Below are 23,134 nucleotides of genomic sequence, written 5' to 3'. Positions count from 1 at the left end.
CGGTTGTCACCCCTATTGCTTGGGAGGGTAGAATAGGGAGGCGATCGTGGCCGAAGAGATTGCTGTCACAGATATGACTGTAGATCAGGCGCGCGAGGCCCTCGCGCGCCTGTCTGCGTTGCTGGGCCAGGCGAATCGCGATTACCATGGAGCGGACGCACCGACGATTTCGGATGCGGAATACGACCGGCTCAAACGGCGAAACGCCGAGATTGAGGCCCGGTTTCCAGAGCTGAAACGCGAAGACAGCCCAAGCGAGCAGGTCGGGGCACCGCCGTCTGAGGGTTTTGGCAAGATTGCGCATAAGGTTGCCATGCTGAGTCTTGGCAACGCCTTTGAAGATCAGGATGTGGCCGATTTTGACGAACGTATCCGCAAGTATCTCGGCATGGGCAGCGAGCCGCTTGCCTTTACCGCAGAGCCGAAGATTGATGGGCTAAGTCTCTCCATTCGTTATGAAAACGGCGAGATGGTCTATGCCGCGACACGCGGGGACGGCAGTACGGGTGAAGATGTGACTGCCAATGCGCGCACGATTGCCGATATTCCCCAGAGTATAGAGAACGCGCCCGCGGTGCTGGAGGTGCGCGGCGAGGTCTACATGAGTCACGCCGACTTTGAGGCGTTGAACGCTCGGATTGCGGAAGAAAATGAACGGCTTGAGGCAGCTGGCAAAAAACCAAAGACGGTGTTTGCCAACCCGCGCAATGCGGCGGCTGGAAGCTTGCGGCAGTTGGATGCACAGATCACCCGTGAGCGGCCGTTGAAGTTTTTTGCCTATGCTTGGGGGGAGCTGTCAGAGCCTCTGGCGGACACGCAGATAGCTGCGATTTCTCGGCTTCACGATTTTGGTTTTGTAATCAATGATTTGACTAAAGTCTGTGACAGTCCCGAAGCGTTGATTACCCACTACAAGATGATCGTAGAGCGCCGTGCGACGCTTGGATATGACATCGACGGTGTGGTTTATAAGGTCAACGATCTGGCGTTGCAGGAGCGGCTTGGGTTTCGTTCCACCACACCGCGTTGGGCGATTGCGCATAAGTTCCCCGCGGAACTGGCGTGGACGCGGTTGGAAGCGATTGACATTCAGGTGGGGCGCACAGGCGCGTTGAGCCCGGTGGCGCGTTTGGCGCCGGTGACTGTTGGTGGCGTGGTGGTCAGCAATGCGACGCTGCACAACGAGGACTACATCGCCGGGCGGGATAGCAAAGGCGCGACTATTCGTGATGGCAAAGACATTCGCGAAGGGGATTGGGTGCAGGTCTATCGCGCTGGGGATGTGATCCCGAAGGTAGCGGATGTGGATCTCACGAAACGCCCTGATGGGGCAGAGCCCTACGCCTTTCCGGAGCAGTGTCCGGTGTGCGGCTCACCAGCTGTGCGTGAAGAGGGCGACGCGGTACGCTACTGTACCGGCGGCTTGATTTGTGCGGCGCAAGCGGTTGAAAAATTGAAGCATTTTGTGGCGCGCAAGGCGTTGGATATTGAAGGTCTGGGCACAAAACAGATCGAGATGTTTTACGAAGATCCCGATCTGCCGATCAAAACGCCCGCGGATATTTTCACGCTCGCAGAACGGGATGGCGCGAACCTGACCAAGCTTGCGAACCGCAAAGGGTGGAAAGACAAGAGCGTGGCCAACCTCTTTGCCGCGATTGAGGACAAGCGCGAGATTGCCTTTGCGCGGTTGCTGTTTGGCTTAGGTATTCGGCATGTTGGGGAAACGGCTGCCAAGGACTTGGCGCTGCACTATCTGACGTGGGACGACATGAGCGCAGCGGCAGAAAAAGCGCGGCCAGCGGCAATGGCGTGGCGCGCGGCAGATCGGGCGGAAGATCAGGAGCGGGCAGCGGCGCAAGCTGAAGGGCGTCGTGCGAAGGTCAAAGAAAGCCGGGACGCAGCTATGGCAGCGCATGATGTGTCTGCTGAGGCGCAGGCGGCCTGGGATGATCTGACCGGGATCGACGGCATTGGCGCGGCGGTTGGGCTTTCGCTTACTGATGCATTTGCCAATGAGCGAGAGCGCGGCGAGATTGACCGTTTGGTGGGCATGTTGCGTGTTGTGTCGCCGGATGCGCCAACGCAAGACAGTCCTGTGGCTGGCAAAACCGTCGTCTTCACCGGTTCTTTGGAGAAAATGACGCGGGCGGAGGCCAAGGCACGGGCGGAAAGTTTGGGGGCCAAAGTGTCTGGCTCCGTGAGCAAAAAGACTGACCTGTTGGTGGCTGGTCCCGGTGCGGGTAGCAAGGCCAAGAAGGCGGCGGATTTGGGCATTGAGACCATCGATGAAGATGGCTGGCTGGCACTGATCGAGGGGCTATGAGCGGACGTCCCGAGCTTCTGTTCCCGCTGTTTGCGGATGTGACAAAACTGGACGGTGTTGGGCCAAAAACGGCGCAGCACCTCGAACAGATTGATGTAAGTAAGCCGCGCGACCTTTTGTTTTTGCTGCCTTATTCGGGAATTGATCGAGGCTTGAAGATTTCGGTCAATGAGGCGGAGCTGCCTGGCGTGGTGACCACGCAGGTGCTGGTTGGGGCGCACCGTGCACCGCGCAACCGGGGCGGGGCGTATCGGATCACAGTGCAGGATGCGCTGACCTCCTTTCAGATTGTGTTCTTTCACGCGCGTGGCGACTACTTGAAGAAAATCCTGCCGGAAGGGGCGCGGCGGGTGGTGTCCGGCAAAGTCGAGCTGTTTGACGGAGTTGCGCAGATGGTGCACCCGGAATATGTGGTGGCGCCGGACGAAACCGAGGAGATACCTGCGTTTGAACCGGTGTATCCGCTGACCCATGGCGTGACGCAGAAGACCATGGTGAAGGCTGTGCGGTCGGCGCTCGACCGGGCGCCAGAGATGGCGGAGTGGATCGATCCGTCGCAAAAGGACAAGGCGAAGTGGCCGAATTGGCGCGAGGCGATGGAGCTGGTGCATCGACCCGAAGCATTGGAGCAGGTGTCGCCCAACCATCCGGCACGGGAGCGGTTGGCCTATGATGAGTTTCTGGCGCATCAACTGACGTTAGCGTTGGCGCGCAGTCAGTTGCAGCGCGCCAAAGGTGTGATTTCCGAGCAGACCGGTGTGTTGCAGGCCAAGGTGCGGGCCGCGTTGCCTTATCGCCCTACCGGCGCACAGGAACGGGCAATCGAGGCGATTGCGCGGGACATGGCAAAAGATCAGCGGATGAACCGGCTGCTACAAGGTGATGTGGGCGCGGGCAAAACCCTGGTGGCGTTTATGGCGCTATTGGTGGCTGTAGAGGCTGGCGGGCAGGGCGTGATGATGGCCCCAACCGAGATTTTGGCGCGGCAACATATGGCAGGATTGAAGCCTCTGGCAGAAAGCGCCGGGGTTGTGGTCGAGGTGCTCACTGGGCGCGACAAAGGCAAGGAACGTCGCGCGAAGCTAGACGCGCTGGCGCGGGGCGACATTCACATTCTGGTTGGGACACATGCGGTCTTCCAGGAGGATGTGCATTTTGCCGATCTGCGGCTGGCCATTATTGACGAGCAACATCGCTTTGGTGTGCGCCAGCGGCTGGAGCTAGGCAAGAAAGGCGAGGGCGCGGATGTGCTCGTGATGACAGCCACGCCAATCCCACGCTCGCTGGCTTTGGCGCAATATGGCGACATGGATGTGTCGGTTCTGGATGAAAAGCCACCGGGACGGCAACCGATCACCACGGCGTTGGTTCCCACGGATCGGCTGGACGAGGTGGTTGAGAAGCTGCGCAAGGCGGTGGCCGAGGGCAAACAGGCCTATTGGGTCTGTCCGTTGGTCGAGGAAAGCGAGCGGGTGGATTACACGGCGGCGGATGCGCGGTTCAAAGCCTTGCGCAGCGCGCTTGGTGAGGGCGTGTGCGGGCTTGTTCATGGGCAGATGCCACCGGAAGAAAAAGACGCAGCGATGGCGGCGTTTCAGGCCGGAGACACGCAGGTTCTGGTGTCCACAACAGTAATCGAAGTTGGCGTGGATGTGCCCAATGCCACCATCATGGTGATTGAGCGGGCCGAGGCGTTTGGCTTGGCGCAGTTGCACCAGTTGCGGGGGCGGGTGGGGCGCGGCTCGCAGGCGTCGACCTGTTTGCTGATGTATCAGGCGCCGTTGTCAGAAGGTGGGGAAAAGCGGCTCAAAACCCTGCGCGAGAGTGAAGACGGTTTTGTGATTGCGGAGACCGACTTGGAGATGCGTGGGGCGGGCGATTTGATTGGCACGGCCCAGTCTGGTCTGCCGCGGTTCCGGATTGCGGATGTGGAGACACAGGCGAGCCTGATGGCCGTGGCACAGACAGACGCCCGCAAGCTTTTGCATGATGATCCGACATTAGAAAGCGACCGCGGGCAGGCGGCGCGTGTTCTTTTGTGGCTGATGGAACAGGATCAGGCGATCCGTTTGATTTCAGTGGGTTAGGCTACGTCAAAGCCTGAAATTCTCTTAATGTTCTCAAATGTTCTCAAAAAGTTCTTTACTCGACTCGCGGGATATGAGAACAAAGTAGCAACAAGACTGATGGGAAGGAGAACCACCATGATGCAGCAAATCAAATCCGTTGTGCGCAACTCTGGCGACACGCTTTTGCAGGATGCTGTGGGCGGGGTGGCTCTGGTTATCATGCTGGTGCTTGCGCTGCATGTCCCCGGTTTTGTGTGAACTTTGATGTGACTTTTGTGTTTGTACCAGTGTGACGAGGTGAGTCTGATCTAATTCTGCCTGCGAGTTCGTGCCGGTCTGTCCGCGCATCTGTCCCCATTTGATGCGTCCTGACTGATACTGCCTGTTCTAAGTCCTCTTGGGGGTCTGCCTCCCCCTAAGTCGGATGGACTGGGTCCCACGCGAAAACCGCTTGCGCTTGCCGCCGCCTTCCGATGGAAGTGCGGCGGTTTTTTTGTTGTGAGCAGGCGCAAACGAAAAGCCGCGCTGAAATGGCGCGGCTAGCTGGCGTTTTAGGGGGAGAGGCGGGAGAAATTTAGGCGCAGTTGGCTTGTTCAGCCGCGTCAAAGGCCTCGGCGGTGGCATCCAAGGCCAGCATGATCGAGGCGTGGCGATTTTTGTAGTCTCGGGCGGGGCGCAGAACTTCAAGCCCGTCAAATGGCGCTGATGGGGTGGGGCCATCTTCTTTCAGCATGGCTTTGAGCGCATCACGGGCCGCTTCGATGCCTTCCCGGTTTTGCCCCAAGACGTTGGCACCGACAACAGAGGCGGCGGCCTGACCCAAAGCGCAGGCTTTTACGTCCTGGCCAAAGCGGGCGATGCGGCCGTCTTCGAGTTGCAGGTCCACAGTCACGGTGCTGCCACAGAGCGGCGAGCGCTTTTTCACGGTGGCGTCGGGCGCCTCCAACCGGTCGGTGTGCGGGATGGCCGCTGCGAGTTGCAGGATCTGGCCAGAGTAGAGCTTGATCAGGTCGGTTTCGCCGGACATCGCGGTTTCCTTTTTTGCGCCTTTCCTAGATAGAGAGGAAAACCGCAGATGCAAAGAGGGACGATGGTATGGGATTTGATCCTATGGCGCTGAAGTACAACGAAGCTGGTCTGATCCCTGCGATTGCGCAGGACAGCGAGAGCGGCGAAGTGCTGATGATGGCGTGGATGAACGCCGAAGCCGTGGCAAAGACTTTGGAGACGCAAAAGGTTACCTATTGGAGCCGCTCGCGGCAGTCGTTTTGGATCAAAGGCGAAACCTCTGGCCATGTGCAGAAGCTGGTCGATTTCCGCTATGACTGCGATCAGGACTGCATTTTGGTGCTGGTGGAGCAGACTGGCGCGGCCTGTCACACCAACCGGCGCACGTGCTTTTACACGGCGGTGCGGGATGGTGAGACCGTGGAATTGATGAAGCCGATGGACGACTAGAGGCCCACCATGGCGCGGATGTCGGCAGGGGTTGCGCCTTCTTCGCGGTATTTGGCAATGGCACGGGCGTCGTCGCGTTTGGCAAGGCGCTTGCCCTTTTCGTCGCGGATCAACTTGTGGTGATGATAGCTCGGCGTGGGTAGGCCAAGCAGATTTTGCAGCACCACGTGGACGGCTGTGGCCTCAAACAGGTCGGCCCCCCGGATGATGTCCGTCACGCCGGTGGCGGCGTCATCCAGCACCACCGATAAGTGGTAAGATGCCGCCATGTTGGGGCGGGCCAGGACGACGTCGCCCACAGTTGAGACCATTGCGTCGAGATCTAAGGCATGCGTGCCGGAGTGGTCTGGGCCGCTTTCCTCAAAATGTGCGGGCAGGGCCGGCTCGCAGGCGGCGCGCATGTTGAGGCGGATGCATTTGGCGTCTGAGTATGGATGCCCAGCGTCTCTGCACGTGCCGGGGTAGATGCGCCCGTCGGGGCCAAATTGCGGGACGCCTTCTTGCGGAGCGTTGGCGGCGGCTTCGATGTCGCGGCGGGTGCAGGTGCAGGCGTAGGTGAGGCCCATTTCCGAAAGCTTGCGCAATGTTGCGTCGTAGTCTGCGAAATGGTCAGACTGGCGGCGGACGGGCGTCTCCCACGTGAGGCCTAGCCAGGCGAGGTCATCATAGATTTGAGCCTCCCAATGATCGCGTGCGCGGGACTGATCGAGGTCGTCGATGCGCAAAAGAAACGTGCCACCCTCTGCCTGAGCCCTGTCGTGCGCCAGCATTGCCGAGTAGGCGTGTCCCAAGTGCAAGGGGCCGGTTGGGGAAGGGGCGAAGCGGGTGATAAAGGTCACAGTTTCAGTCGCTTATCGAGAGGTCTTCACAAAAAGAGCGGGTCCGATTGGCCCGCTCTCTCGAGGTTATTGGAAGAAGCTTGCGCCGTCCAGTTACGCTTGCGCGTCAACCCAGGCCTGCCAATCCGCTTTGGCACGGTCGGTGTAGGCTTTGTAGCGGTCTTTGCGGCCGCGACGCCCGCCTTTGAGGCCTTCAACCGGCTGGAATAGACCAAAGTTCACGTTCATTGGCTGGAAGGTTTTGGCCTCCGCACCGCCGGTGATGTGGTGTACCAAGGCGCCCATGGCGGTGTTGAGCGGCGCGGTCTCTTGTGCTTTGCCGAGGATTTCAGCTGCGGCTAAGCGACCTGCCAAAAGCCCCATGGCGGCGCTTTCGACATAGCCTTCGACGCCGGTGACCTGACCCGCAAAACGGATGTTTGGGCGGGACTTCAGGCGCATTTGGTCGTCCAGCAGCGTTGGCGAATTGATGAAGGTGTTGCGATGGATGCCGCCAAGGCGCGCAAAACTGGCGTTCTCCAGACCCGGGATCATTTTGAAGACCTCGGTCTGCGCGCCGTATTTCATTTTGGTCTGAAAGCCGACGATGTTGTATAACGTGCCCAATGCGTTGTCGCGGCGCAGCTGCACCACGGCGTAGGGTTTGTCATCCGGCTTGTGCTCGTTTGTGAGCCCAACAGGCTTCATAGGGCCAAAGCGCAGGGTTTCGCGACCACGATCAGCCATCACTTCGATTGGCAAACAGCCGTCGAAGTAGCCAGCGGTTTCGCCTTCGTGGAATTCGGTCTTGTCTGCCGCCAATAGCGCGTCGATGAAGGCCTCATATTGGTCTTTGGCCATCGGGCAGTTGAGGTAAGCTTTGCGCTCTTCCTCTGTGTCGCCTTTGTCATAGCGCGATTGCAACCAGGCCACGTCCATGTCGATGCTCTCGGCATAGACAATTGGCGCGATGGCATCAAAGAAGGCCAGACGGTCAGCGCCGGTTTCCTCCTGGATGGCCGCGCCAAGGGCGGTGGAGGTCAGCGGACCGGTCGCGATGATCCAGTGGCCATCGCTGGGCAGCTCTGAAATCTCGCCGTATTCCACGGAGACATTGGGGTGGTCCATCAGGGCAGCGGTCACGGATTCCGCAAAAGGATCGCGGTCGACCGCAAGGGCACCGCCAGCGGGCAGGCGGTGTTTGTCGGCCATGGCCATGATCAGCCCGTTGGCGGCGCGCATTTCCCAATGCAGCAGGCCAACGGCGTTTTGCTCGTCATCATCAGAACGGAAGCTGTTGGAGCAGACCATTTCCGCCAGATGTTCGGTGCGGTGTGCAAAGGTTTCGACCTTGGGCCGCATCTCGTGGATCACCACGTTCACGCCCATGTTTGCGGCCTGCCATGCGGCCTCAGAGCCGGCCATGCCGCCGCCCACGATATGCAATGTCTCTGTCATGGGGGCGGACATAGGGCAGGGATCGCCATTTGGGAAGGGGGAAGCCAAAAAAGTGGCGTGCGCCTCTCAGGTCAGAGGTAAGCAGTACAAAGTGACCTAAGAGGCGACACGCAACCCGCGGTCCTGCAAATGGCGGGACCGCTTAGCGAACTTGAGCCACAGAAATGTGGGGTTCAGTTGGGTGTGTTGTGGCGAAGATGATTGGGATTCGACACAGCCTTGTTGGAAAAACACCGTTTGGGGATTGGAAACCCGCTACTGGTCCCACTTGGGTGTTTGTTTGTTCAGAAAGGCCTCGATGCCGGCTTCGGTTTGGGCATAGAGCATGTTCTCGACCATGACATTGCCTGCGTGGGCGTAGGCTTGATCGGTTGGCATCTGTAGCTGTTCATAGAAGGTCTGTTTGCCAATTTTCACGGCGGCGGAGAGTTTTTGCGCGATGGTTTCCGCGAGTTGTGTGGTCTCAGTTTGCAGGTCTTCATGTGGGACCACGCGATTGATGAGGCCAAGGTTTTCTGCGCGTGTGGCGTCGATGAAATCTCCAGTGGTGAGCATCTCAAACGCTTGTTTGCGCGGGATGTTGCGGGTCAGAGCCACCATGGGGGTGGAGCAAAACAGGCCGATGTTCACGCCATTCACGCCAAAACGGGTGCCTTCGGCAGCCACGGCCAGGTCGCAGGTGGCGACTAGCTGGCAGCCAGCCGCGGTGGCAATGCCATGCACTTGGGCGATGACCGGTTGCGGCAGTTGCTGAATAGTCTGCATCATGGCGGCGCAGCGGTTAAACAAGTCGGCAAAATAGGCGCGCCCGCCATCCTGCGATTGCCGTCCGGCGGTCATTTGTTTGAGATCATGTCCTGCGCAGAAGGCTTTGCCGCTGCCAGACAGCGTGATGGCGCGGATGGACGTGTCGTCCTTGAGGGCATCAAATTCTGTTTGTAGGGCCGCCAGCATCTCGTCGGAAAGTGCGTTGAGCCGCTCCGGCGCGTTCATGGTGAGATGTGCCACCGCATTTGTGTCGCGACGTTCCAAAAGTGTCATCTTGCTCTCCTCCCAAGTTGGCGCGAGGGTAGCGCGGGGAGAGACGGAGGAAAAGCATGCAAGCGGTGATGACAGCTGAAGAAATGGGCGCGTGGCTCGAGCAGGTGTTCCCGCAGGTCAAAGATGACTTTGTGGTCGAACACATCGACGGGGTGAACACTGTGATGCGGATGATGGTGCAGGACCGGCATCTGCGCCCTGGTGGCACCGTATCGGGTCCGTCAATGTTTGCCTTGGCAGATGTGTCGGCTTATGTGGCGACCATGGCCATCATTGGCAAAGAGGCGTTGACCGTGACCACAAACTGCTCGCTGGATTTCATGCGCAAACCGGAAGCGGGCAAGGACCTGATTGCCAAAACGCAGTTGCTGAAGTTGGGGCGGACGCTGTCTGTGTCAAACGTGCTGATATACTCGGAAGGCTCAGAGATGCCTGTTGCGCGAGCCAATATGACCTACGCGATCCCTCCTAAATGAGCTGGAAGCGCTGGCTTGTTCTGGTGCTCGTCTTGGGATTTTTGACTCGGTTTTTCCCGCTTGGGGCTTCGGATGGCTATGACCGAGACAGCGGAAAACCGATTTGGATCTTTGATCACGGGTATCATGCCGGTTTGGTCCTGGTGCGGAGTACCTTGGAGGAGTTTGGCGGCGATCACGCTCACGCATGGTTGGCGCAATTTCCTGAGGCGGATTGGTTCGAGTTTGGATGGGGCGACCAAGGATTCTACTTTGAGGTGCCCACGCTGGCGGATGTGACTTTTGCCATTGGCGCAAAGGCGCTTTTGTGGCCGACAGACAGTGTGATGCATGTGGCTGTCGGCCGTGGGTCACCTTGGAGTCGGTTTGTCCATTCTGAAGGTATCGAGATTCCGGTGACAGACGAGGCGCTGCGAGAGCTGTTGGTGTTTGTGGAGGCAGGTGTGTCGTCAACGGAGCAGCTCGGCGACGGTCTTTATGGCAAGAGCGCCTTTTACAAGGCGCACGGCGCATATCATCTCTTTCAGACCTGTAACAGTTGGGTGTCACAGGCCTTGCGCGCGGCCGGGGTGAAGTCTGCACCAGCGCCCTCGGTGTTGAGTTCTGGTCTGCTGTGGGATTTGAAGCGCCGCTACTAAAGCGAGACCGGGCGGCAAACAAAAAAGGGTCGGGACAAGCCCGACCCAGTGGAAGAGGCGTCTGACGGGGATCAGATCTGCCACATCTTTTTGCGCGCCTCGATGCGGGCGTCGTGCAAAGTCAATCCAACATCTTCCAGCTGCGCCTTGCTCAGCCGGGCGAGCGCACGGCGGGTGCGGGTGCGCTTGTCCCATTCCGTGACCACTGCCGCAAACGACAGCGCCGCACGTGCAATAACTGGAAGTTGTGCATTTGCATTGTGGTTTGTCAGGATTTGCAGGTTTGTTGTGGTCATTGTCATGGTCGTCTCCAATATTGTATTGATACAATCCTCAAGTTTGTTACAAGGGTGATGTACCCCTGCTGTGACACAATTGCGAGGAAAACATTGTGATTGATACAATATGGCCCCCAGCCTTCGATGGCTGTACCGATCCGAAATACATTGTATTGATACAATCTCTTCGCGGTGCGGTGCGCAGTGGGCATCTGCCTGTTGGAGAGAGGCTTCCACCTGTGCGTGAGTTGGCATGGCAGTTGGGCATCACGCCGGGCACGGTGGCGCGGGCGTATAAATTGGCGGTGGAAGAAGGCTTGCTGGAGACCACAGTTGGGCGCGGCACGTTTGTGGCCGACGGGCGGCCGGAAACCGTGTTGCCGCCGGAGCCGTTGATCTCTCTGTCGCAAACGGAAGACCTCGATATGCGGGCGGTGCGGGTGCCAGATGTGGGGCAGGATCGTGTCATCCGGGAAGCGATGGCGCGCGTCGCGGCGCAGGGCGACATGTCTTACTTGTCCTGTCCCACATCCGCAACGGATTTGCATGCGCGGCAGGCCGTGGTGAACTGGATTGGGCCAGATGTGGCAGGGAGGATCGCGGCGGATGATGTTGTGCTGACGATGGGGGCGCAGAATGCGTCGGTGACAGCATTGCAGTGTTGTTTACATGGGGCGCATCCGGTGATTTTGACCGAAGCGGTGACCTTTCCTGGCGTGCGTCATGCCGGGCGTTTGCTGCGAGCGGAGGTGATTGGCGTGGAGATGGACGCGCACGGGATGCGGCCGGAAAAGCTGGAAGAGGCGTTGCGGCGCCACGGTGGGCAAGTTCTGGTGACCTCAGTGCAGGCGCATAGTCCGACAGCAATCAACGTGCCTCTTGAGCGGCGGCAGGAGATCGCTGCAATTGCGCGGCGCTACAATTTGCAGATCATCGAGGATGATTGCCACGCCTTGGGACCGGCGGACACGCCGTCCTATCGGGCGCTCTGTCCGGATCGGGCCTGGTACATCAGCTCGCTGACCAAATCGGTCTCGGCATCTTTGCGGTTTGGCTATCTGGTCGCACCAGAGGGCAGCGCGCAAACCGCGCGGCATGTGGCGCAGTCTATGTTTTACGGCTTGCCGCAGCCGATGCTCGATATCTGTGCCGACCTGATCCAGAGCGGGCAGGCGGATGAAATCCGGCAGCGGGTGGAAAAGTTCATCAACAAGCGGGTGCAGTTGGCAGTCAATGTGCTCGGCAGTTGGGACATTCGCTGGCGGCCGTTTGTTCCGTTCATCTGGCTCAAGCTGCCACACGGGTGGCGCGGGTCGACCTTTGTGCGGGCGTGTGACGCGGAGGGTATTCGGATCAAGTCGGCGGATGAGTATGTGCTGGCAGATGGGCGTGCGCCAAATGCGGTGCGAATTGCCCTGGCGCCGGAGGTGTCCGAGGCGGATTTGCAAGCGGCGTTGGAAACCATGTCGGAAATGCTGTCAAAACCGCTGCAACATGCGCCTGTTTAGTGGGGTAAAATAATACCTAAATTTCAAGCCATTGTTTTTGCTTGTTTAATTTGGGCTTTGTGCGCTTGACGTGACAAAAGGGTGCTTTATAACCCGCCCATCGCATTTTGATGCGTCAGACTCCTGTCGCATCTGTCAACCAATCATGGAAGACCTAACATGAAAACCTTCTCTGCTACTCCGGCAGACATCGAGAAGAAATGGATCATCATCGACGCCGAAGGCGTGGTGCTGGGCCGTTTGGCATCGATCGTCGCCATGCGCCTGCGCGGCAAGCACAAGGCGTCCTTCACCCCGCACATGGACATGGGTGACAACGTCATCGTGATCAACGCGGACAAAATCCAGCTGACTGGTAAGAAGCGCGCTGACAAAACCTACTACTGGCACACTGGCCACCCAGGCGGTATCAAGTCCCGCACTGCGGAGCAGATCCTGGAAGGTGAGCACCCAGAGCGCGTGGTGACCAAAGCCGTTCAGCGCATGCTGCCAGGCAACCGCCTGTCCCGCAAGCAGATGACCAACCTGCGCGTTTACGCCGGTGCAGAGCACCCGCATGAAGCACAGGCCCCAGAAGTGCTGGACGTGAAGTCCATGAACAGCAAGAACACCCGGAGCTAATCCATGGCTGATCAAATCAACTCGCTTGAAGAGCTGAACGCCGTTGCCGGTGAAGAAGCTGTTGTAGTCGAAGCGGCTCCTCGTGAGCCAGTACGCGACGAACTGGGCCGCGCCTATGCGACCGGTAAACGTAAAGACGCTGTTGCTCGCGTATGGATCAAGCCGGGTTCCGGCAAGGTCATCGTGAACGGTAAGGACCAGGACAAGTACTTTGCACGTCCAGTTCTGCAGCTGATCCTGCGCCAGCCTTTCCAGGTTGCCGGCGTTGAAGGTGAATTCGACGTATACGCCACCGTTAAAGGTGGTGGTCTGACCGGTCAGGCCGGTGCGGTGAAGCACGGTATTTCTAAAGCTCTGCAGCTTTACGAACCCTCCCTGCGTGGCGCCCTGAAAGCTGCTGGCTTCCTGACCCGCGACAGCCGCGTTGTGGAACGTAAGAAATACGGTAAGCGCAAAGCGCGTCGTTCGTTCCAGTTCTCCAAGCGTTAATCGCTGGATACCAGAATTTTCGGAAAGGCCGCTCTTTTGGAGCGGCCTTTTTGTTTGTGTGCGTTGCAGGCGAATTTCCGATTTTGACGATTTTTCAGACTGCGCAGTGCGGCGGCTTTCCGATACAACAGCGGCAGCCAAACCGCTGATCTGAAGGGAAAGACTGTGAGCAACGCACTTTGGACTTACCCCTGGGATGTCGCTGATATTGGACAGGAGGTGGTGTCGTCTGAGTTGCGTGAACTGGGCTTTGATATGATCAGCTTGGCCACTGTGTATCACGCAGGGCGGTTTTTGCAGGTGCGCAGCCCCAAGCGGCGGGCGTATTTCCCTGAGGACGGCACATTGTATTTCCGTCCTGATGCCAGCATTTGGCAAGGGCAGGCGGTGCAGCCTTTGGTGTCGTCCTTGGCACAGGAGCAGGACGTGCTGCGCGAGATGATTGAGGCGCGGGATGCGGGTGGATTGGATGTGTCGTGCTGGACAGTGTGTCTGCATAACTCCGCGCTGGGTTTTGCCAATCCCGATCTGGTGACGCGCAATGCGTTTGGGGATGTAAATTCCTATAACCTCTGTCCGGCCAACCCGAAGGCTCAGGCCTATGTGAGCAATCTGGTGCGTGACATTTCCCAGAACTATCAGCCCAACCGGATCGAGTTGGAGAGTCCCTTTTTCCTTGGGTTTGCCCATGATTATCATCATGAGAAAGACATGGTTGGGTTGCCGCCCGAAGGGGATTTCTTGATGGCGCTGTGCTTCTGTGAGCACTGTCAGGCGGCAGGGCAGGCTACCGGTCTGGATATGCCAGCGTTGCAAGCGCGTGTGCGGGGGCTAATCGATCAGATGTGTACAGGGGATACACCCCAGCGAGTATGCCCTGATTTCCCAGAACGTGGGCTGGATGCCTTTGATTTTGATGCGGAATTGCGGGCCTATCTGGATTTGCGCTTTGATCATGTGAATGCGGTTTTGGAACAGGCCAAAGACGCCTGTGCGGCGACGTCCGAGTTGATGTTGATCGACGGGCAAGCCGGATGGCTTGGCGGTAGTGATCATGACGCGGCGGCTGATCTTGGGCTAAAAGTGATGCTCTGCGCTTACGATATGGGGCCGGAAGCAGCGGAGGGGCTGATGTCTTATGCCTCCCGCTTGCCGAACGGCGCTGGCGGGCAGGTTGGGTTGCGGTTGGGCTATCCGGAATTCTCTGGGCGGGAGGACTTTGCGCAGCGGATTGAATTGTTGCGTAGGGGCGGCGCGACCGGCGTGAATCTTTACAACTACGGTTTGGTGCCCAAGGCGCGGTTGGATTGGGTGCGGGGGCTTTTGTGACGGTCTCAAAGTCCGCGACGTTAGATCAAAGGCGTACAAGCCGGCGTGCCTTTCATCTTTAACGAATTTTTTACAATTAACGATTGATTAACTTTGTTTCGCGACACTTTCGCGTGTTGGTAATTTGTTTTTGGTTTCGGAGGGTCGCATGGCGCTGCCATCTGCCCGGACGGTGCGATTATGGGCTGTTTTGGCGATTTTGCCGACAGCACTCTGGGCGGGATTGGCCCTGACACAGTCCAAGACTCAAACAGCTTTGGCTCACGGGCCGCTTATCGCAGCGCACGATGGTGTTGCTTGTGTGGCCTGTCACAGCAAAACGCCCGGAACTGTGCGCCAGCAGGTCCAGGCGCAGGTGCGCTATGTGTTGGGATTGCGGGAAACGCCGGTGGATTTTGGCTATGCCGCCGTGCAATCGGATCAATGTCTGGACTGTCATGCGCGGCCCAATGAGCGCCATCCGATCTATCGGTTCCGCGAGCCCCGTTTTGCCGAGGCTGTTCAACAGGTGGCGGCGCGCAGTTGTCTTGGGTGCCACACGGAGCACAGGCCGGAGATTGTGACGGCCCAGCCCACGCTGTGTCAGGCCTGTCACGGCGATCTGGAGGTCAAAAACGATCCTGTGGACACGCCGCATGTCACGCTTGTGGCCCAAGACAACTGGGACAGCTGTCTGGGGTGTCATGATTTTCACGGCAACCACGCCTTTAAAGCGCCAAGCAAGCTTGCTGAGGCACTGCCAGCACAGGCGATTTGGGCCTACTTTGAGGGCGGCGCAGATCCCTTTGGCAGTCCAAAACTTTTTGAGGGGAAAGCGCCATGACCTTGCCGCGTATCTTTTTTGTCGGTGTGTTTGCCTGTCTCGGCATCTATCTGTTTGCCACCGCGCCCGCGCCTTTGCCGGATGGCGAGGCCGAGGTCGCGGGCTGTCGTCATCCGGTGACCGCGTTGTTTGACGGGGTGAATGCGATCAATGAAGCGGCGCGCACGATCTATACCAAACGCATTGTGGGCGGCGGCATTGCAGCGGGCCTGAAATTTGGGGAAGAGTGGCAAGAGCCGGGCGTGGAGCAAGGGCCGTTACCAGCGCTGTTCCTGCGGGCCACAGCGGCGCATATGGAGACCCTGCCGCCGCAGATGGGACTGTATCTGGGGTCTGATGCACCGATCAACAAATCCAACCTGTTTGGCGAGGCACAAGCCGCTGCGTTTGAGGCGGTAAAAGCCACGCGCGCGCCGATCTATTCGCAGGATGCGCAAAGCGGGTTTGTGGCGATGTATCCGGACGTGGCCGGTGTGGCGCCTTGTGTGACCTGTCATAACGAACATCCCGACAGTCCGAAAAAGGATTGGAAACTCAATGATGTGATGGGGGCGACCACCTGGACCTATCCCAATGCGGAGGTGACGGCGGATCAGTATCTGGGCGTGCTGGATGCGATGTATTTGTCGGTGAGCCACACCTACGAGAGTTATTTGGGTAAGGCGGCTGTCTTTGAGGTGCCGGTTGAGATTGGCGCGGACTGGCCCAGCGAAGGTGCGCGGATTTTGCCCGAAGCAGAGGTGTTTCTGGCGGAGGTGAAGACGCAGGCGTCGCCCGCTGTTCTGCAGGCCATGATGCAGGAGCGGCGGCATCCCGATAGCGACGCGCAGGATGCGCTGGCCGTGCAAGCGCTGCAAGCGATTGAGGGAGGACATGTGCCATGCGGTTTCTAAGGGCCACTTGGCAGCGTACGCCTTACGTGCCGCTGATCCTGTTTGCGGTCGTGTTTGCCGGGGTTTTGTTGTCGTCCGAGGCGAAGTCTGTTTTGGCGCACCCTCTGACTGGGTTTGCTCAGCAGGTGATCACCGGTACGCTGCTGCTGGCATTGTTTGGCTATCAATGGGTGTTGTTTTTCAAACGGGTCACAAAGGACAATCGGGATGCGCGTAAGGTGCTGGGGCGTCATCGCTGGGTGGGGGCGGCGGCGACTTTGTTGTTCGCCTTGCACGCGGTGCGCTTTGGCCATGTGTGGATGAGCACGTTAAGCGTGGTGGTGTTCTTAATCGCTCTCACAGGCGTGCTCAATCGCGAGGTGCTGCGGTATCGCAGCAATGCGATTTATCTGATCTGGTTGATCACGCACATTGGCTTGTCCGCCGCATTGGTGCCTTTGGTGGCCGTGCATATCTGGGTGGCGCTGGCCTACCAGTGAGGCTCTCAGATATTGCCGTCACAATGCTGCTCACCTACCCAGCGGTATCTCGTTTTTCCGGATTTGGTTTCCAATTTTCTTAGGCATATTTGATCCAGTGTTCCAGCAGCCTTTGACATCCGACTAGTCTTAACCGTTGTCACCTCGCCATTTGGAAGGCGCACCGTCGCATAGATACGGAGGGCAGAACTCTCGGTGCTGTGAGAATAGAGGAAGAGAACCGGGCTCCAATGGTGGCCAGTGACGTTCCGCTTTTCTGGTTTGAAAAAAGCGACGAGTGCAATACTTGCGATTGCAAAAACCACTGCACAAGCCGCTAGCACACCAAATCTGTACCAAAGCAGAAACCACTGTTCGGCTCTGTGTTCACCCAGCCAAGGCTTTAATAGATCGAAAAGAAATTTAGGCATTTGCCTGGGCACTTAACGATCGCCCTCAATCAAGCCCAGACCTCGTAAGTAAACGCCAATGCCGCTTTCGAGCAAATCTTCCGGGGCAAAGGGGCTTTGGGTGCCCGGGGAGTTCCGGGCATAAAGCTCGACCACGCCGTGGCTCATGGCCCAGATATGGGCGGAGAACATGCTGGCGGGAGGGCGTTTTTCCGGCGGTATGTGCTTGGAAAGCTCAGCGGCGGCGTGTTCCATAACGCCGCGTGCGCGGGTGGCGACGGCAGCAAGCTCGGGCGTGCGGTTCACGGAAATGCCGCTTTCAAACATCGCGATGTAGTGGCCGGGGTATTTGCGGGCAAAGGCTAGGTAGGCGCGACCGGTGGCCTCAAAGGAGGCGAGCGCGGAGGGTTGGCCTTTGTCAAAGGCAAACTGCATCAAATCGGCAAAGATTTCGTAGCCTTGGCGGGCGGCTTCGGCGATGAGGTCTTCGCGTCCTTCAAAGTGGCGATAGACCGCAGCCGGGGTCACGCCAGCGGTTTTGGCAGCTTCCGACAAGGTAAAGCCGGTGGGGCCCTTGGCCTCTATCAGGCTCAAGGCGGCCTCAACCAAGGCCTGGCGCAGATTGCCGTGATGGTAGCCGCGTTTAGGCATTCCAGATGTCCGGTCCGCCGCAGATTTTGCTGTCGATGTCACCAATGGCGTCCACGTCTTTGCGGTCATAGGGCAGGGCGTGCAGCACGGTGCGGATGGCGTTTAAGCGCGCGCGGCGTTTGTCGTCAGAGCGGATGATGGTCCAGGGCGCGGCCTCAGAATGGGTCCGCTGCAACGTCTCGCTGATCGCGGCGGTGTAGGCATCCCAACGCTTGAGACCTTCGACGTCGATCCAGCTTAGCTTCCATTGTTTCAGCGGATCGGTTTCGCGGCTCAGAAAGCGGCGCAGCTGTTCGGCGCGGCCGACGTTGAGCCAGAATTTAAACAAGTAAATTCCGTCGTTTACGAGGGTTTCTTCGAGATTGGGCGCTTGGTGGAAGAAGCGCTCCCGCTCGGCCTGTTCGCAGAAGTCAAAGACCTTTTCGACCACACCGCGATTGTACCAGCTGCGGTCATAGAGCACCAACTCACCCCCAGACGGCAGGTGGTCAAAGTAGCGCTGGAAGTACCATTGGCTGCGCTCAGCATCGGTGGGTTTCGATAGGGCGACAATGCGGGCGCCACGCGGGTTCAGGTTCTCGCGGAAACGCTTGATGGTGCCGCCTTTGCCTGCGGCATCACGGCCTTCAAAGACACAGGCAATGCGGGCGCCGCTTTCTTTCGCCCAATGCTGCATTTTCACCAGTTCGATTTGCAACGCTTCGAGGTCGGCCTCGTAAGTTTTGCGTCCCAAACGGTCTTTGTGTGGGTAGCTATCAGAGAGTATGTCGTTCTTGCCCGCGTTTTGAATGGCCACGCGCACTTTGGCGGGGGCGTCGTTTTCAAAGTAGGCGCTGATCGCGCCGTCAAAGGGCAAGTCCATGAAAGCTCTCCGTTTTCCCCAATATGGGGCGTCCTGCACCGCAGTGCAATCGCGATGGCCGCGCGCCGGGGTCAGGCGCGCAGGTCGGTGATTTCATGGCCGATGCGGGACATGTCAAACGGTGTGGTTTGATAGATCTCGGAAATCCAGTTGCCATAAAGCAAATGCGCATGGCTGCGCCAGCGGTTCTGCGGCGGGTTGGAGGGATCATCATCAGGGTAGTAGTTGGAGGGCACATTGATTGGTGTGCCTTCGGACACGTCTCGATCGTATTCCTGTTTCAACGTGTCACTGTCGTATTCGAAGTGGTTGAAAATAAACAGATCTCTGGTTTTGGGGGCCTCGATCAGACAGGGGCCAACGTCCTCCGAATGCAACAAGGTGCGCAACTCCGGGCGGGCGTCTACCTCGTCCTGGCGGATTTCGGTCCAGCGGCTTACCGGGATGACACAATCATCGGAGAAGCCGCGTAGGAACGGCGAGGAATGCGCCAGATTTTGGTGCCGGAAGCAACCAAAAGCCTTGTGATCCAAGATGTGTTTTTGCACGCCGTGGAAGTAGTTGATCATCGCCATGCCGCCCCAGCACACACCAAAAGTGGAGTGCACATGGGTGCGGGTCCAGTCAAAGACCTCGCAGAGTTCGTCCCAATAAGTGACTTCCTCAAACGGCAGATGCTCAATCGGCGCACCGGTGATGATGAGGCCGTCGAACTTTTCACCTGATGCCTTAACCTCTTGGAATGGCCGATAGAATTCGGCCATATGCTCCGCCGCCGTATTGCGGGTTTTGTGCTCGGACATACGGATGAGCGACAATTCCAGCTGCAACGGGGTCGCGCCGATCAGGCGGGCAAACTGGTTTTCCGTCTGAATTTTCTTCGGCATCAGGTTAAGAAGCCCGATACGCATCGGACGGATGTCCTGACGGGAGGCCTGATCCTCGGCCATGACCATAACGCCTTCGTGCTTGAGCACGTCAAAGGCGGGTAGGTCGGCGGGGATCTTGATGGGCATGTCAGTCTCTTAGTCTGTCAGTGGGGTAAATAGGCGTGAGGGCCATAGTTAGGCGGGGATCGCCGGATGCTCAAGGGCTGTGGCGATCACGTCGACGAAATCAGCCGCTGTTGCCACTTGGGAAACAGCTTCCGCGGTCACGGTGACGCCCCAACGAGACATGGCCTCATAGCGGGGCTGGCGGTGGGCCAAAGCGCGGGCGTAGGTCCAGCGTACAAAGGCATCCGGGTCCACGGCACTCTGGTCCTGACCTGTTTCATCGAGATAGGCGTGCCAGCACTCCAGCAGGAATTCCGGCTGATAATACATCGGTTTAGGCGCCTTATCAAAACGACGCACCAGCTCTTCGGTGTGGGCGTCAGAGCCTTTGATCCAGACCATCAATGTGTTTTGCGACAGGGATGTCAGGATCGGATCTTTGGGATCATCTGCGTCAACAACCTCGCAAATCGAGCCGCCGGTGTCGCAGACAAAATGGTCATAGCCATAAAGATCATGGGCGCGGGAAATGAAGGGCTCTGTGTCCATTAGGGCGGCCATTTCGGCGGTCCGGTGCTGGCGTTGGCGCAGCATATACTCGGCAAACAGCAAGCCGCCTTTTTCGGGGTTGCCGGGCTTGCCGAGGTAGGTGGAAAGGGGGGCGAGGTTGTTGAAGGTGATGTTGGAGCCGATGTAGATGCTGTCGGTCATCAGGAGTTCGCGCAGGAACGGGACCTTCATCGCCTCGCGTTTGGCGTTGTCCGCGATGTGTTCGCCCATGTAGCGGGTGCCGATGCGGTAGTCGATAGAGTAGTGGAACCAATCACCGTTGTCGCGCAACGTGTTGGAAATATGGGTTTTTCCCAAGCCAGACATGCCAAAGAGCAGCACTTTTTTCTGCGCCGCGTCGCGCCAGTCTTGCGCAGATGTGTAGATCATGGCCGATGCCCTTTTGCCGGTGTTGCCAGTTTGGTAGCGGGCCGCAGCAGGAGGGTCAAATGCTATTGGGAAGGGGCGTGTTAACCTGCAAAATTCGTGTCGGTAATACGTCGGTATCCCGACAGTTTTCCAACGGTGCAAAAATTGACGTGCACGTCATGGTAAATGGGGCGGGCGGTGCAACAGCACCACCCGCCAGAGCAGACTTAGCCCTTGCAGCCGGTGGCGGAGAGCTTGATGCCGGCAAAGCCGTGGCCGTCAAGCCAGCCTTTTTTGTCCCAGTCGCGGATAATGTCGCGGGTTTGGTCCGGCGTGAAGCCATGTCTGGGAAGGGTTTCTCCAGCCTCAATGGCGGTCATCTGACAGCCGTTGTCGCGGATCAATTTCAGCAGTTTGTCGGAGGCGTCATTGGCGGCAATTGCAGGCCGGGCGGTCAGGGATAGGGTGGCAGCGGCCAAAATACGCGCAGGAAAGTTCATCCGTGGCTTCCTCAATAAGTTGAACAATTGAGGCGGAGTTTCGGTGCGAATTGACCGTTTGGTCAAGCGCGGCTTAGGGGGAGAAAAATGCCGGGCGCGTCATATCTGAGGCTGATGGGGTTAGGGGCTTTGCCCCTCAGGGAGTCGGCGCCTCCCTTCACCCCAGGATATTTGGGGTAAGAAGAAGCTGGGACACTTGGTGCAGCACACAAAAAAGGCGCGGGCCGAAGCGCGCGCCTCTTGTGTGAGGTTCAAGCCGATTGTCTTGATCAGACCAGGCGGCTGTTTTCCTTGGCGGCGCGCACGAAGTCGCGGAACAGCGGGTGTGGATCAAACGGCTTGGACTTGAGTTCCGGGTGGAACTGCACGCCGATGAACCAAGGGTGGTCTTCCCATTCCACGATCTCTGGCAGGCGGCCATCCGGGCTCATGCCGGAGAAACGCAGACCGCAGGCCTCGAGTTGCTCGCGGTATTTGATGTCCACCTCGTAGCGGTGGCGGTGGCGTTCTTCGATAGACGCGGCGCCGTAGACTTCGGCCACTTTTGAGCCTTCAGTCAGCGCGGCATCATAGGCGCCCAGGCGCATGGTGCCGCCTTTGGCGTCGGTGGCCTTGCGGGTGACCTTGGCGTTGCCCTGCACCCATTCCTTGAGGTGATAGACAACTGGTTCAAAGCGGGTTTTGCCGGCTTCGTGGTCAAACTCCTCAGAGCCCGCGTCGGCGATGCCCGCTTTGTTGCGGGCGGCTTCGATGACGGCCATTTGCATGCCAAGGCAGATGCCGAGGTAAGGCACTTTGTGCTCGCGGGCAAACTGCGCCGCTTTGATCTTGCCTTCGGTGCCGCGCTCGCCAAAGCCGCCGGGCACCAGAATGGCGTCGTAGCCTTCCAGATGTGGGGCGGCGTCGCCCTTGTCAAAGACCTCAGCGTCTACCCAGCTGACGTTGACTTTTACCCGGTTGGCCATGCCACCGTGGGTCAGCGCCTCTTTGATGGACTTATAGGCGTCTTCCAGTTGGGTGTATTTGCCCACAATGGCGACGTTGACCTTGCCGTCTGTGTTGTGGATGCGGTCGTTGACGTCTTCCCAAACGGTCAAGTCAGGGCGTGGGGCCGGGGCGATGCCGAACGCATCCAGTACGGCCTGATCGAGACCTTCGCGGTGATAGGCCAGCGGGGCTTCGTAGATCGATTTCAGATCGTAAGCAGCAACCACGTGCTCTTTGCGCACGTTACAGAACAGGGCGATCTTCTGGCGCTCTTTTTCCGGGATGGGCTGCTCGGAGCGGCAGACCAGAACGTCCGGCGCAATACCGATGGATTGCAGCTCTTTTACGGAGTGCTGGGTTGGCTTGGTCTTGAGCTCTCCGGAGGCGGCCAGATAGGGCAGCAGCGTCAGGTGCATGAAGATACATTCGCCACGCGGTTTGTCGTGGCTGAACTGACGAATGGCTTCAAAGAACGGCAGGCCTTCGATGTCGCCGACGGTGCCGCCGATTTCACAGAGCATGAAGTCAACTTCGTCGTCGCCCACATGCAGGAAGTCTTTGATCTCGTTGGTGACGTGGGGGACCACCTGAATGGTTTTGCCGAGGTAGTCGCCGCGGCGTTCTTTTTCCAGCACGTTGGAATAGACGCGGCCGGAGGAGACGGAATCGGTCATGCGCGCTGGCACGCCGGTGAAGCGCTCGTAGTGGCCGAGGTCGAGGTCTGTTTCTGCGCCATCGTCGGTGACAAACACTTCACCGTGTTCAAACGGCGACATGGTGCCGGGGTCCACGTTCAAGTAGGGATCCAGTTTGCGCAGGCGCACGGTGTAGCCCCGTGCTTGCAGCAGCGCCCCCAACGCCGCAGACGCCAGACCTTTGCCCAGCGAAGAAACAACCCCACCCGTAATGAAAATGTAGCGCGCCATGTGCGTGGCATCCCCCGTGATTGTCGACCCTCAGGCCGGACGATTGTCGATGTAGCAGCGCCCAAGTCAGTGCAGATTCGCCTGCAAATTTGACCCAGCATCACGGGACTTAAGTCATATAGGATTCGCAGCAAAAAGGCAACCGGACCGCAAGATGCTGTTGCGGTTGGCTGATAGGCCTCAAGCTGTGGTGGATGCCCGA

At 58.4% G+C, this 23,134-nt stretch carries 25 protein-coding genes; 13 read left to right on the top strand and 12 right to left on the bottom strand.

Annotated elements, in window-relative coordinates; genetic code table 11:
- Positions 1 to 73: 73 nt before the first annotated feature.
- The 3 genes from ligA to MK208_RS01870 all read left to right on the top strand — a co-directional run bounded on the left by ligA (position 74) and on the right by MK208_RS01870 (position 4,653).
- The gene (gene ligA, locus MK208_RS01880; protein ID WP_294114088.1) at positions 74 to 2,326 is read left to right on the top strand and encodes an NAD-dependent DNA ligase LigA; all 2,253 of its coding nucleotides are present in this window, start codon (positions 74 to 76) and stop codon (positions 2,324 to 2,326) included.
- Complete coding sequence (recG, locus tag MK208_RS01875; RefSeq protein ID WP_294113339.1) at positions 2,323 to 4,413, top strand: ATP-dependent DNA helicase RecG; 2,091 nt, start codon at positions 2,323 to 2,325, stop codon at positions 4,411 to 4,413. Before ligA ends, recG begins: the two co-directional genes overlap by 4 nt.
- A gap of 117 nt (positions 4,414 to 4,530) precedes the next feature.
- Positions 4,531 to 4,653 (top strand): hypothetical protein, encoded by a 123-nt coding sequence (locus MK208_RS01870; RefSeq protein ID WP_271308124.1) that lies wholly within the window; start codon positions 4,531 to 4,533, stop codon positions 4,651 to 4,653.
- A 316-nt stretch (positions 4,654 to 4,969) separates the two neighbouring features.
- On the opposite strand, the gene MK208_RS01865 is transcribed toward MK208_RS01870, so the two are convergent.
- Positions 4,970 to 5,422, bottom strand: a complete 453-nt coding sequence (locus MK208_RS01865) for an iron-sulfur cluster assembly scaffold protein (protein WP_294113331.1) — start codon at positions 5,420 to 5,422, stop codon at positions 4,970 to 4,972.
- Positions 5,423 to 5,490: 68 nt separating this feature from the next.
- On the opposite strand from MK208_RS01865, the gene hisI reads away from it, so the two are divergent.
- A complete protein-coding gene (gene hisI, locus MK208_RS01860) occupies positions 5,491 to 5,853 on the top strand; it encodes a phosphoribosyl-AMP cyclohydrolase (RefSeq protein WP_294113329.1) in 363 nt (120 codons plus the stop codon).
- Here the strand turns inward: hisI and gluQRS are convergent.
- The 3 genes from gluQRS to MK208_RS01845 form a co-directional block, all read right to left on the bottom strand.
- Positions 5,850 to 6,692: a tRNA glutamyl-Q(34) synthetase GluQRS gene (gluQRS, locus tag MK208_RS01855; protein ID WP_294113326.1), complete on the bottom strand. Its 843-nt coding sequence runs from the start codon at positions 6,690 to 6,692 to the stop codon at positions 5,850 to 5,852. The genes hisI and gluQRS overlap by 4 nt on opposite strands.
- Positions 6,693 to 6,785: 93 nt before the next feature.
- Positions 6,786 to 8,129 (bottom strand): methylenetetrahydrofolate--tRNA-(uracil(54)-C(5))-methyltransferase (FADH(2)-oxidizing) TrmFO, encoded by a 1,344-nt coding sequence (gene trmFO / locus MK208_RS01850; RefSeq protein ID WP_294113324.1) that lies wholly within the window; start codon positions 8,127 to 8,129, stop codon positions 6,786 to 6,788.
- 255 nt (positions 8,130 to 8,384) lie between these two features.
- Complete coding sequence (locus MK208_RS01845; protein WP_294113321.1) at positions 8,385 to 9,170, bottom strand: enoyl-CoA hydratase; 786 nt, start codon at positions 9,168 to 9,170, stop codon at positions 8,385 to 8,387.
- Between the two features lie 56 nt (positions 9,171 to 9,226).
- On the opposite strand from MK208_RS01845, the gene MK208_RS01840 reads away from it, so the two are divergent.
- Both MK208_RS01840 and MK208_RS01835 read left to right on the top strand, forming a co-directional pair.
- On the top strand, positions 9,227 to 9,646 hold the full coding sequence (locus MK208_RS01840; protein ID WP_294113320.1) for a PaaI family thioesterase: 420 nt from the start codon (positions 9,227 to 9,229) through the stop codon (positions 9,644 to 9,646).
- Entirely contained in the window at positions 9,643 to 10,284 is a 642-nt protein-coding gene (locus MK208_RS01835) for a DUF2459 domain-containing protein (RefSeq protein ID WP_294113319.1), read from the top strand. The genes MK208_RS01840 and MK208_RS01835 overlap by 4 nt, the downstream gene beginning before the upstream one ends.
- A 71-nt stretch (positions 10,285 to 10,355) precedes the next feature.
- Here MK208_RS01835 and MK208_RS01830 read toward each other — a convergent pair whose 3' ends face one another.
- Positions 10,356 to 10,586: a DUF1127 domain-containing protein gene (locus tag MK208_RS01830; RefSeq protein ID WP_294113317.1), complete on the bottom strand. Its 231-nt coding sequence runs from the start codon at positions 10,584 to 10,586 to the stop codon at positions 10,356 to 10,358.
- Between the two features lie 89 nt (positions 10,587 to 10,675).
- Between MK208_RS01830 and MK208_RS01825 the strand changes: the two genes are divergently transcribed.
- The 7 genes from MK208_RS01825 to MK208_RS01795 all read left to right on the top strand — a co-directional run bounded on the left by MK208_RS01825 (position 10,676) and on the right by MK208_RS01795 (position 16,704).
- Entirely contained in the window at positions 10,676 to 12,070 is a 1,395-nt protein-coding gene (locus MK208_RS01825; protein WP_294113314.1) for a PLP-dependent aminotransferase family protein, read from the top strand.
- Between the two features lie 159 nt (positions 12,071 to 12,229).
- On the top strand, positions 12,230 to 12,691 hold the full coding sequence (rplM, locus tag MK208_RS01820; protein ID WP_294113311.1) for a 50S ribosomal protein L13: 462 nt from the start codon (positions 12,230 to 12,232) through the stop codon (positions 12,689 to 12,691).
- 3 nt (positions 12,692 to 12,694) lie between these two features.
- Positions 12,695 to 13,180, top strand: a complete 486-nt coding sequence (gene rpsI / locus MK208_RS01815) for a 30S ribosomal protein S9 (RefSeq protein ID WP_294113310.1) — start codon at positions 12,695 to 12,697, stop codon at positions 13,178 to 13,180.
- Positions 13,181 to 13,345: 165 nt separating this feature from the next.
- Positions 13,346 to 14,509: a hypothetical protein gene (locus MK208_RS01810; protein WP_294113309.1), complete on the top strand. Its 1,164-nt coding sequence runs from the start codon at positions 13,346 to 13,348 to the stop codon at positions 14,507 to 14,509.
- Between the two features lie 148 nt (positions 14,510 to 14,657).
- Complete coding sequence (locus tag MK208_RS01805; RefSeq protein ID WP_294113308.1) at positions 14,658 to 15,332, top strand: cytochrome c3 family protein; 675 nt, start codon at positions 14,658 to 14,660, stop codon at positions 15,330 to 15,332.
- Entirely contained in the window at positions 15,329 to 16,225 is an 897-nt protein-coding gene (locus MK208_RS01800; RefSeq protein ID WP_294113306.1) for a DUF3365 domain-containing protein, read from the top strand. Before MK208_RS01805 ends, MK208_RS01800 begins: the two co-directional genes overlap by 4 nt.
- On the top strand, positions 16,213 to 16,704 hold the full coding sequence (locus MK208_RS01795) for a hypothetical protein (protein WP_294113305.1): 492 nt from the start codon (positions 16,213 to 16,215) through the stop codon (positions 16,702 to 16,704). The genes MK208_RS01800 and MK208_RS01795 overlap by 13 nt, the downstream gene beginning before the upstream one ends.
- Positions 16,705 to 16,709: 5 nt before the next feature.
- On the opposite strand, the gene MK208_RS01790 is transcribed toward MK208_RS01795, so the two are convergent.
- The 7 genes from MK208_RS01790 to MK208_RS01760 all read right to left on the bottom strand — a co-directional run bounded on the left by MK208_RS01790 (position 16,710) and on the right by MK208_RS01760 (position 22,932).
- The gene (locus MK208_RS01790; RefSeq protein ID WP_294113303.1) at positions 16,710 to 17,114 is read right to left on the bottom strand and encodes a hypothetical protein; all 405 of its coding nucleotides are present in this window, start codon (positions 17,112 to 17,114) and stop codon (positions 16,710 to 16,712) included.
- A 12-nt stretch (positions 17,115 to 17,126) separates the two neighbouring features.
- Positions 17,127 to 17,744: a TetR/AcrR family transcriptional regulator gene (locus tag MK208_RS01785; protein WP_294113302.1), complete on the bottom strand. Its 618-nt coding sequence runs from the start codon at positions 17,742 to 17,744 to the stop codon at positions 17,127 to 17,129.
- Positions 17,737 to 18,606 carry a polyphosphate kinase 2 gene (gene ppk2 / locus MK208_RS01780; RefSeq protein WP_294113300.1) on the bottom strand — a complete coding sequence of 290 codons (870 nt, stop codon included), beginning with the start codon at positions 18,604 to 18,606 and terminating at the stop codon, positions 17,737 to 17,739. Before ppk2 ends, MK208_RS01785 begins: the two co-directional genes overlap by 8 nt.
- 71 nt (positions 18,607 to 18,677) lie before the next feature.
- On the bottom strand, positions 18,678 to 19,622 hold the full coding sequence (gene metA / locus MK208_RS01775) for a homoserine O-succinyltransferase (protein WP_294113296.1): 945 nt from the start codon (positions 19,620 to 19,622) through the stop codon (positions 18,678 to 18,680).
- Between the two features lie 48 nt (positions 19,623 to 19,670).
- Positions 19,671 to 20,540, bottom strand: coding sequence for an ATPase (locus tag MK208_RS01770; protein WP_294113294.1), 870 nt, complete (start codon positions 20,538 to 20,540; stop codon positions 19,671 to 19,673).
- Positions 20,541 to 20,746: 206 nt separating this feature from the next.
- The gene (locus tag MK208_RS01765; RefSeq protein ID WP_294113292.1) at positions 20,747 to 21,019 is read right to left on the bottom strand and encodes a hypothetical protein; all 273 of its coding nucleotides are present in this window, start codon (positions 21,017 to 21,019) and stop codon (positions 20,747 to 20,749) included.
- A 269-nt stretch (positions 21,020 to 21,288) separates the two neighbouring features.
- Positions 21,289 to 22,932, bottom strand: coding sequence for a CTP synthase (locus MK208_RS01760; protein ID WP_294113289.1), 1,644 nt, complete (start codon positions 22,930 to 22,932; stop codon positions 21,289 to 21,291).
- Between the last annotated feature and the right edge of the window lie 202 nt (positions 22,933 to 23,134).

Source organism: Shimia sp., from assembly GCF_022448905.1.
Classification (GTDB): Bacteria; Pseudomonadota; Alphaproteobacteria; order Rhodobacterales; family Rhodobacteraceae; genus Shimia.
The sequence above is the reverse complement of the archived record's forward strand: the minus strand, read 5'-3'. Positions and strand labels throughout refer to the sequence as shown.

What these genes read in the sequence shown, in the direction of transcription:
- ligA (WP_294114088.1), top strand. Translation starts at nt 74, where the DNA reads ATGACTGTAGATCAGGCGCGCGAGGCCCTCGCGCGCCTGTCTGCGTTG.
- recG (WP_294113339.1), top strand. Translation starts at nt 2,323, where the DNA reads ATGAGCGGACGTCCCGAGCTTCTGTTCCCGCTGTTTGCGGATGTGACA.
- MK208_RS01870 (WP_271308124.1), top strand. Translation starts at nt 4,531, where the DNA reads ATGATGCAGCAAATCAAATCCGTTGTGCGCAACTCTGGCGACACGCTT.
- MK208_RS01865 (WP_294113331.1), bottom strand. Translation starts at nt 5,422, where the DNA reads ATGTCCGGCGAAACCGACCTGATCAAGCTCTACTCTGGCCAGATCCTG.
- hisI (WP_294113329.1), top strand. Translation starts at nt 5,491, where the DNA reads ATGGGATTTGATCCTATGGCGCTGAAGTACAACGAAGCTGGTCTGATC.
- trmFO (WP_294113324.1), bottom strand. Translation starts at nt 8,129, where the DNA reads ATGACAGAGACATTGCATATCGTGGGCGGCGGCATGGCCGGCTCTGAG.
- MK208_RS01845 (WP_294113321.1), bottom strand. Translation starts at nt 9,170, where the DNA reads ATGACACTTTTGGAACGTCGCGACACAAATGCGGTGGCACATCTCACC.
- MK208_RS01840 (WP_294113320.1), top strand. Translation starts at nt 9,227, where the DNA reads ATGCAAGCGGTGATGACAGCTGAAGAAATGGGCGCGTGGCTCGAGCAG.
- MK208_RS01835 (WP_294113319.1), top strand. Translation starts at nt 9,643, where the DNA reads ATGAGCTGGAAGCGCTGGCTTGTTCTGGTGCTCGTCTTGGGATTTTTG.
- MK208_RS01830 (WP_294113317.1), bottom strand. Translation starts at nt 10,586, where the DNA reads ATGACAATGACCACAACAAACCTGCAAATCCTGACAAACCACAATGCA.
- rplM (WP_294113311.1), top strand. Translation starts at nt 12,230, where the DNA reads ATGAAAACCTTCTCTGCTACTCCGGCAGACATCGAGAAGAAATGGATC.
- rpsI (WP_294113310.1), top strand. Translation starts at nt 12,695, where the DNA reads ATGGCTGATCAAATCAACTCGCTTGAAGAGCTGAACGCCGTTGCCGGT.
- MK208_RS01805 (WP_294113308.1), top strand. Translation starts at nt 14,658, where the DNA reads ATGGCGCTGCCATCTGCCCGGACGGTGCGATTATGGGCTGTTTTGGCG.
- MK208_RS01800 (WP_294113306.1), top strand. Translation starts at nt 15,329, where the DNA reads ATGACCTTGCCGCGTATCTTTTTTGTCGGTGTGTTTGCCTGTCTCGGC.
- MK208_RS01795 (WP_294113305.1), top strand. Translation starts at nt 16,213, where the DNA reads ATGCGGTTTCTAAGGGCCACTTGGCAGCGTACGCCTTACGTGCCGCTG.
- MK208_RS01790 (WP_294113303.1), bottom strand. Translation starts at nt 17,114, where the DNA reads ATGCCTAAATTTCTTTTCGATCTATTAAAGCCTTGGCTGGGTGAACAC.
- MK208_RS01785 (WP_294113302.1), bottom strand. Translation starts at nt 17,744, where the DNA reads ATGCCTAAACGCGGCTACCATCACGGCAATCTGCGCCAGGCCTTGGTT.
- ppk2 (WP_294113300.1), bottom strand. Translation starts at nt 18,606, where the DNA reads ATGGACTTGCCCTTTGACGGCGCGATCAGCGCCTACTTTGAAAACGAC.
- metA (WP_294113296.1), bottom strand. Translation starts at nt 19,622, where the DNA reads ATGCCCATCAAGATCCCCGCCGACCTACCCGCCTTTGACGTGCTCAAG.
- MK208_RS01770 (WP_294113294.1), bottom strand. Translation starts at nt 20,540, where the DNA reads ATGATCTACACATCTGCGCAAGACTGGCGCGACGCGGCGCAGAAAAAA.
- MK208_RS01765 (WP_294113292.1), bottom strand. Translation starts at nt 21,019, where the DNA reads ATGAACTTTCCTGCGCGTATTTTGGCCGCTGCCACCCTATCCCTGACC.
- MK208_RS01760 (WP_294113289.1), bottom strand. Translation starts at nt 22,932, where the DNA reads ATGGCGCGCTACATTTTCATTACGGGTGGGGTTGTTTCTTCGCTGGGC.